We start from the raw sequence: 8,355 nt of genomic DNA, 5'->3' as shown, positions 1-8,355 counted from the left end.
CTTTTATAGAGTTAAGATTATCTATAGAAGACATAGAAAAGTTTCCTATAAATGATGACTCCATAGAAAATTTTAAAGAATCCCGCCATGAGGAGCTGAGATGTAATATACAAAATTCAGTTTTTCATGATGAAAATCGTATACCTTTAACTTTAGAAGATATATTTTATGAGGAGAAACAGAATTTCTATGTTAAAAATGGATCTATTTTCATAAAAGCTAATAATAAGTATGTAGGATATGGACAAATAATATTAAGCAATAAAGAGCCTTTAATTGTAAATGTAGGTATTCTAAAAGAGTATAGAAATAGTGGATTAGGATGCTTATTAATGAAATCTCTTATCAACAAATGTAAAGATTTAAAATTTAAAGATGTAAGAATCCGATGCTATGCTGATAATTATACTGCTTTAAATTTGTATAAGAAACTAGGTTTTAAAGAAGAAAATTACATGTTTAATTGGACATTATGTAAATAGGCTACCCTGAGAGTACAGGGTAGCCTATTGTGTTATTTATAATCTTCTTTATATTTATCTAGAGCATTTTTTAAGATATTCATTGCATCTTTTAAGTCATCGCTGTTTAAGCAGTATGAGAGTCTTATTTCATTTCTGCCAAGTCCCTCAGTTGCATAGAAACCTTCTGCTGGAGCTACCATAACTGTTTTATTATTATAGCTATAATCTGTTAATAGCCATTTAGCAAAATGTTCTGCATCTTCTATTGGTAAGCTTGCAACAACATAGAAAGCTCCCGTTGGTTTTTTGCAAACTATTCCTTCAATATCCATAAGTCCTTCAAACATTATGTTTCTTCTTCTTTCATATTCTGCTTTTACCTCTTTAAAATAATCCTTTGGAGTATTTATAAGGTTTGCAGCCGCTAATTGCTCTATTGTAGGAACACATAGCCTGGATTGACCAAGCTTTAATACTTGACTCATTAGTTCTGTGTTTTTAGATGCAATTACCCCAATTCTAGCTCCACAAGCACTATAACGCTTTGATATACTATCTACTAATATAACTCTATCTTTTGCATCCTCCATATACATAGCAGAAGTATATTTTAAATCATCATAAATAAATTCTCTATAGACTTCATCGGATATTATATAAATGTTATATTCCTTAGCTATATCTGCAAGTAGTCTAACCTCTTCATAGGTATACACAACACCTGTTGGATTACCAGGGTTAGATACAAGAATAGCTCTTGTTTTATCAGTTATATGCTTTACTATTTCTTCTTTCTTTGGAAGATGGAATCCTTCCTCGGCCTTTGTCATAAAGGAATTTATATTAACCCCAGCTAACTCACTGAATGCATTATAGTTTGTGTAGAATGGTTCAGGAATTAGTATTTCATCTCCTACATCACAGATAGCCATTAAAGCAAATAGTATAGCTTCGCTTCCACCATAAGTAATTAGAAGTTCATTTTTATTAAAGTTTATGTTCCATTCTTTATAGTATTCTATAAAGCTTTCTATTAAGTTATCTATTCCTTGAGAATTAGCATACTTTAAAACTTTATCATCAAACTTTTGAACTACTTCAAAGAACTCTTTTGGAGTCTCTATGTCTGGTTGTCCTATGTTAAGACCATAAACCTTTTTACCCTGTTTTTTGGCCTCATCAGCAAAAGGAGATAACTTACGAATAGGTGAAAATTGCATGTCTTTAATTCTTTTTGATAAATTCATAGAAAAAAGCCCCCTTAAAATAACCTTATAAGTATAATTTACTATTCAAATAAATTTTCTTTTGGTACGTAAGATAATTTTGTTCTTCCTAGTGAATAAGGAACAGGATTATAAAAATATCCTCTGTCACCTATGGATTCAAAGTATTTTATATCTTTGACATCTTCTTTTTCTTCAGTTTTAGCATCATACATAAATATCCCTCCCTAGGGCTATTATTTCCTAAGGAGAGATATTTATTCAATCTTTAATATTAATTATAATATTTATTTATAACTTTTGCTAGTCTTTTTATTCCATCTACTATTTTATCATCTGTCATACTAGAGTAGTTAAGTCTAAAGAAGTTTTTACATCCTCCATTTGGGAAGAAAGAAGAACCTGGAACAAAAGCCACATTCTCTGCAAGGGCTTCCTTTAATATATCAGCAGAATCTAAATCTTCTCTAAGCTCAACCCAAGTAAATAATCCCCCTTTAGAATTAGTAAACTTTATATCCTTAGGGAAATATTCTGTCATAGCATTAATCATTAAGTCTCTTCTTCTCTTATAAGTTTCGCATATCTTTGCTATATGCTCATCTAAGTTATGCTCTTTCATATATTGTGCAGCTATTCTTTGATCTAAGGTACTACATTGTAGATCTGCTCCTTGCTTTAATAAGGTATACTTTTGAGTAATCTCTTCTGAAGCACAAACCCAACCTATTCTAAGACCAGGGCAGAAAGTCTTTGAGAAAGTACCAAGGTGAATAACATATCCTTCTGTATCAAAACTCTTTATAGTAGGATATCTTTCACAATCAAAAACTAAATCTCCATATGGACTATCCTCAACTACAGGGATATTATACTCTTTAGCAATTTCAGTTAAACGTTTTCTTCTTTCTATAGACATTGTAACACCAGATGGATTTTGGAAGTCAGGTATTGTGTATATAAACTTAGCACCTGGATTCTCCTTTAAAGCTTTCTCAAGCTCTTCCATTATCATTCCATCTTCATCCATTGGAACTTCTACAAATTTTGGCTCATAAGCTTTAAAAGCATTTATAGCTCCAAGATAACTTGGACTTTCGCAAATTATTACATCGTCTTTATCTACGAATAATTTTGCAGTGAATTCTAAAGCTTGTTGAGATCCACTAGTTATTAGAATGTTATCTACAGTAGCATTGATTCCTATTGGTTTTAATCTTTGCTCTACTATAATTTCTCTAAGAGGAGTAAATCCTTCAGTTGTAGTATATTGAAGAGCAGCTCTTCCTTGTTCTCTAATAACTTTTGCAGCTATTTTTTCCATGTTTTCAACTGGGAATAATTCTGGCGCAGGAAGTCCACCTGCAAATGAAATTATCTGTGGCTCCTCTGTTAGTTTTAATAGCTCTCTTATTTCTGACGCTTTTATATTTGATGTTCTTTCAGCAAATTTAAAATTCATAAATTGCACCCCCACTTATATTTAGCTTATTATATTATTATTTATTCTACAATTCAGAAAATATTCCTTCTACAAATTTCTACTTTCAATTATTTATTTTAATATGATGAAATTTAATATGAATTTTAATTAATTATTCAAAAATTAAAAGGTTTACATTTTAATTTATTACTATGAAAATCTATAATATACGAAATAGCTTTAAAAAAACTTACAAATTATATATAATTAATTAGGTGTAATATTTAGAACAAGGAGAGGAATCATGGAAAAAGGAAGAAATTTGGGATATTATATAGAAACTTGGGGATGTCAAATGAATGAGGAAGACTCTGAAAAGCTTTCTGGTATGTTAAAAAATATGGGGTATAAAAGTACATTAGTAAGGGATGAAGCATCAATAATAATTTTTAATACTTGCTGTGTAAGAGAAAATGCAGAATTTAAGGTACATGGAAATCTTGGAGCTCTTAAAAAGCTTAAGGAAAAGAATCCTGATCTTGTAATTGCAGTATGTGGTTGTATGATGCAACAAAAGGGGGTTCCAGAAGAGATAATGAAAAAGTATCCTCATGTGGATATAATCTTTGGAACTCATAATGCATATAAGTTTCCAGAATACTTAAATAGAGTAAAGCAAGGGGAAAGTCATGTAAGCGAAATTGAATCTGAGCATTCTGATATTGTAGAAGGGCTTCCTATAGATAGAAAAAGCGATTTAAAAGCTTTCGTTACTATAATGTATGGTTGTAATAACTTCTGTACCTATTGCGTAGTTCCATATGTTAGAGGAAGAGAGAGAAGTAGAAAACCAGAAGATATCGAAAATGAAATTAAGGAACTTATAAGTAAAGGGTATAAAGAAATAACTTTACTTGGACAAAACGTAAACTCTTATGGTAAAGGGCTAGAGCCTTCAATAACCTTTGCAGACCTTTTAAGAAGAGTGAATGAAATCGAAGGTTTAGAAAGAGTTAGATTTATGACTTCTCATCCAAAGGATATATCTGATGAGGTTATATATGCTATACGTGATTGTGATAAATTATGCGAACAAATTCATTTACCAGTTCAAAGTGGATCTAATAGAATATTAAAAGAGATGAATAGACACTATACAAGAGAATATTATTTAGATACAATAGAAAAAATTAAAAGGGAAATACCAGGTGTAGCTATAACTACAGATATAATAGTTGGATTCCCTGGAGAAACTGAAGAGGATTTTGAGGATACTTTAAGTCTTGTTAAAGAGGTTCAGTATGATGCTGCCTTTACTTTTATATATTCAAGAAGAAAGTATACTCCAGCAGATAGAATGACAAATCAAATAGAAGATGAAGTTAAGCATAACAGATTTAATCGATTAGTAGAAGCTGTAAATGAAGGTTGTGCAAATAACAATAAGCTCTACGAAGGAAAAAATGTAGAGGTATTGGTAGAAGGAAAAAGTTTTAAAGATCCTAGTAAAATTTCAGGAAGAACTAGAAGTGGAAAACTTGTTAACTTTTTAGGTAATGAGGATAGCATAGGAAGTCTTGTTAATGTTAAAATAACTAAGGCTAATTCCTTCTCCTTAATTGGAGAGGAAATTTAAATTATTATAAAAAGCTCTTATAATTATAAGAGCTTTTTATATATTTTTATTAAAGGGTGATGAAACAATGAAATTAACTCCAATGATGCAACAATACTTTCAAATAAAGGAAAATTATAAAGATTGTATATTATTTTTTAGATTAGGTGACTTTTATGAAATGTTTTTTGAGGATGCTGAAATAGCCTCAAAAGAACTAGAGTTAGTACTTACAGGTCGAGACTGTGGACTTGAAAAAAGGGCACCTATGTGTGGTATACCATTCCATGCATCTAATGCTTATATAGGAAGATTAGTAAGTAAGGGATATAAAGTAGCCATATGTGAACAGGTGGAAGACCCGGCAACAGCTAAGGGAATAGTTAAAAGAGATGTTATACGTGTTATAACTCCTGGTACATTTACAGATGAGGCATTTATAGATGAATGTAAAAATAATTTTATAATGAGCCTTTATGTAAAAGAGGAAGATAACCTTGTATCTATAAGCTTTGCTGATATATCCACAGGAGAGTTTTATAATACCTCCTTTAGAAACTCTTTTGAAGTAATCTTTGATGAGATATCTAAGTTTAAGCCAAAAGAAATTATTCTTAATTCTAGTATTAAGGATGAAATAAAGGAAAGAATACTTGAATTTAATTTATCTTTAACTGAGAAAGATGATGATTATTTTAATTGTGATAAAAATATAAATTTACTTAGTAGCAATTTAGGAGAAAAGTATATTGAAAGTAAAGAAATATGTTTATTTTCATCTTCTGCTTTAATTGCTTATATATTAGATACTCAGAAGCTCGCTTTATCTAATATTAATTCTATAGAGTTTTACAATATAAAAGATACCATGACTATAGATATAAATTCTAGACGTAATTTAGAACTTACAGAAAATATAAGAGATAAGACAAAGAAGGGAAGTCTATTATGGGTTCTAGATAAAACTTCTACAGCTATGGGAAGTAGAACCTTAAGAAGATGGATAGAGCAGCCTCTTATAAGTAAATCTCATATTGAAAATCGTCTAGAAAGCGTAGAAGAGCTTTTAGGAAATCTGTCTTTAATGGAAGATCTTTATGATAGCCTAAAAAGTGTTTACGATATAGAAAGAATACTTGGTAAAATTGCTGCTAAAAGTGTAAATGCTAAAGAACTTATGTCCTTAAAGAATTCTATAAGCAACATTCCACCTATTAAAAGTTTAATTTCAAACTTTAAGGGAAAGCTATTTAAAGATATGTATGATAACTTAGATGATCTTAGGGATATTTTTGACCTAATAGATGAGGCTATAGAGGATACCCCTTCCTTATCAATAAAGGATGGTAATATAATAAAGACTGGATATAATACAAAGGTAGATGAGTTTAGAAGTGCTAAAACCGATGGTAAGGAGTGGATAGCTACCTTAGAGAATAAAGAAAGAGAATTTACAGGAATTAAATCCTTAAAGGTTGGTTACAATAAAGTGTTTGGATACTACATAGAGATATCTAAAGCGAATTACTCCTCAATTCCTGAGGGTAGATATATTAGAAAGCAAACTCTTTCTAATGCAGAGAGGTTCATAACTGAGGATCTTAAAGAAGTTGAAGAAAAGATACTAGGAGCTGAAGAAAAGCTTATAGCCCTTGAGTATAATATTTTTGTAGATATTAGAGATAAAATTGAAAAAGAAATAGATAGAATGAAAAAGAGTGGAAAATTATTAGCAGAATTAGATTGTTTATTATCTTTTTCTAAAATAGCATTAGATAATAACTATACAAAACCTGTAATAACTACTAAGGATGCTATTAACATAAAAAATGGTAGGCATCCTGTGGTGGAAAAAGTTATACCACAAGGTGATTTTGTAAGTAACGATACAGAAATCAATAAAGATGATAAGCAGCTTTTAATAATTACAGGTCCTAACATGGCTGGTAAATCAACATATATGAGACAGGTAGCATTAATAACACTAATGGCTCAAATTGGCTCCTTTGTGCCAGCAGATTATGCAGAAATATCAATCTGTGATAAAATATTTACTAGAATAGGTGCATCAGATGATTTATCTGGTGGTAAAAGTACATTTATGGTTGAAATGTGGGAAGTGTCTAATATACTTAATAATGCAACTTCAAAGAGCTTAGTATTATTAGATGAAGTTGGTCGTGGAACTAGTACCTATGACGGACTTAGTATAGCTTGGTCAGTTATAGAGCACATATGTTCTAGCAATGCTTTAAAATGCAAAACCCTATTTGCTACCCACTATCATGAATTAACAGATTTAGAAGGGAAGATATCTGGGGTTAAAAATTACTCTGTAGCAGTTAAGGAAGTAGATAATAACGTAATCTTCTTAAGAAAGATAGTAGAAGGTGGTGCTGATCAATCCTATGGTATTGAAGTAGCAAGGCTTGCTGGTCTTCCTAAATCAGTTATAGAAAGAGCTAAGGACATATTGTCTTCTTTAGAAAATAATAATATTAATAAAGAAAGTATAGTAGAAGTCACTGATAAATCTACTAAACCATCAAATAATAAAGAAGTAGCCATAGATGTAGTCAATGAGCCAAAACAATTATCTTTTACGGATGTTAAGGAAAATAATCTAATAGAAGATATAAAAAATATAGATATTTTATCTATGACACCAATAGATGCTATAAACACCTTATTCAATTTAGTTAAAAAGGCTAAGGAGTTAAATTAGGAGTGGTGAACCATTGAAGAGAATAAATCTTTTAGATATAGAAACTTGTAATAAAATAGCAGCAGGAGAGGTGGTTGAAAGGCCATCCTCTGTTGTAAAAGAACTTGTAGAAAATAGTATTGATGCTAAAGCTACCAAAATAACCATTGAAGTTGAAAATGGAGGAGAGAGCCTAATAAAAATCATAGATAATGGACTTGGTGTTCATCCTGATGATATTGAAAAGGCATTTCTCCCTCATGCAACAAGTAAGATAAAAGAGATAAATGATATTTTTTCTATAAATACATTAGGCTTTAGAGGAGAAGCCTTAGCTAGTATATCTGCTGTTTCAAAGGTTAAACTCTTCTCAAAAACTGAGGAGTTTGATTTTGGACGTGAGATATTTGTAGAAGGTGGAACTATAAATTATATCAAAGAAACTGGATGTAATAATGGAACTGTTGTAGAAGTAAGAGAATTATTCTTTAATGTGCCTGCTAGAAAAAAATTCATGAAGAGTACCTCTCGTGAAAGTGCTCTTATAAACGATATAGTGAGTAAAATAGCTTTATCTAATCCTAGTGTCAGTATAACCCTTATTAACAATGGTAAAAGGATTATAACTACTTATGGAAATAATAACTATATAGATATAGTAAGAGCTATTTATGGCAAGAATATAAGTGAGAATCTAATATACTTTGAAGGAGTTAGTGATTTAGTTTCTGTCCATGGATATATAGGAAATTCAGAAATAAGCAGAGGCAGTAGAACATATCAAAGTATATTTGTTAATAATAGATATATCAAAAATAAAACTATAACTACTGCGGTAGAAAATGCATTTAAGTCATTTTTAACTATCAATAAATTCCCCTTTTTCATATTATTTATTGATATTTTTCCAGAATATGTAGATG

The 8,355-nt window shown here is 30.3% G+C and carries 7 protein-coding genes; 4 read left to right on the top strand and 3 right to left on the bottom strand.

Features of this window, described 5'->3' with window-relative positions:
- A partial coding sequence (locus AB2369_RS08805) for a GNAT family N-acetyltransferase (protein WP_367666110.1) occupies positions 1-482 on the top strand: 482 nt, incomplete at its 5' end.
- A gap of 32 nt (positions 483-514) precedes the next feature.
- Here AB2369_RS08805 and AB2369_RS08800 read toward each other — a convergent pair.
- The 3 genes from AB2369_RS08800 to AB2369_RS08790 are packed head-to-tail and all read right to left on the bottom strand — an operon-like array spanning position 515 to position 3,152.
- Positions 515-1,711 carry a pyridoxal phosphate-dependent aminotransferase gene (locus AB2369_RS08800; RefSeq protein WP_367666109.1) on the bottom strand — a complete coding sequence of 399 codons (1,197 nt, stop codon included), beginning with the start codon at positions 1,709-1,711 and terminating at the stop codon, positions 515-517.
- A 41-nt stretch (positions 1,712-1,752) separates the two neighbouring features.
- On the bottom strand, positions 1,753-1,905 hold the full coding sequence (locus tag AB2369_RS08795) for a hypothetical protein (RefSeq protein WP_367666108.1): 153 nt from the start codon (positions 1,903-1,905) through the stop codon (positions 1,753-1,755).
- 59 nt (positions 1,906-1,964) lie between these two features.
- On the bottom strand, positions 1,965-3,152 hold the full coding sequence (locus AB2369_RS08790) for a PLP-dependent aminotransferase family protein (protein ID WP_367666107.1): 1,188 nt from the start codon (positions 3,150-3,152) through the stop codon (positions 1,965-1,967).
- A 265-nt stretch (positions 3,153-3,417) separates the two neighbouring features.
- Here AB2369_RS08790 and miaB point away from each other — a divergent pair, with 265 nt between their 5' ends.
- From miaB to mutL, 3 genes are all read left to right on the top strand, one after another.
- Positions 3,418-4,749 carry a tRNA (N6-isopentenyl adenosine(37)-C2)-methylthiotransferase MiaB gene (gene miaB, locus AB2369_RS08785; RefSeq protein ID WP_367666106.1) on the top strand — a complete coding sequence of 444 codons (1,332 nt, stop codon included), beginning with the start codon at positions 3,418-3,420 and terminating at the stop codon, positions 4,747-4,749.
- A gap of 67 nt (positions 4,750-4,816) precedes the next feature.
- Positions 4,817-7,453, top strand: a complete 2,637-nt coding sequence (gene mutS / locus AB2369_RS08780) for a DNA mismatch repair protein MutS (protein WP_367666105.1) — start codon at positions 4,817-4,819, stop codon at positions 7,451-7,453.
- 13 nt (positions 7,454-7,466) lie between these two features.
- Positions 7,467-8,355: DNA mismatch repair endonuclease MutL (mutL, locus tag AB2369_RS08775; RefSeq protein ID WP_367666104.1), on the top strand; the 889-nt coding region annotated here is incomplete at its 3' end.

This window comes from Clostridium sp. (assembly GCF_040797585.1).
In the GTDB taxonomy this organism is placed as follows: domain Bacteria; phylum Bacillota; class Clostridia; order Clostridiales; family Clostridiaceae; genus Clostridium_Z.
Note: the sequence above shows the minus strand (reverse complement) of the source record. Positions and strands in the feature narration are given on the sequence as shown.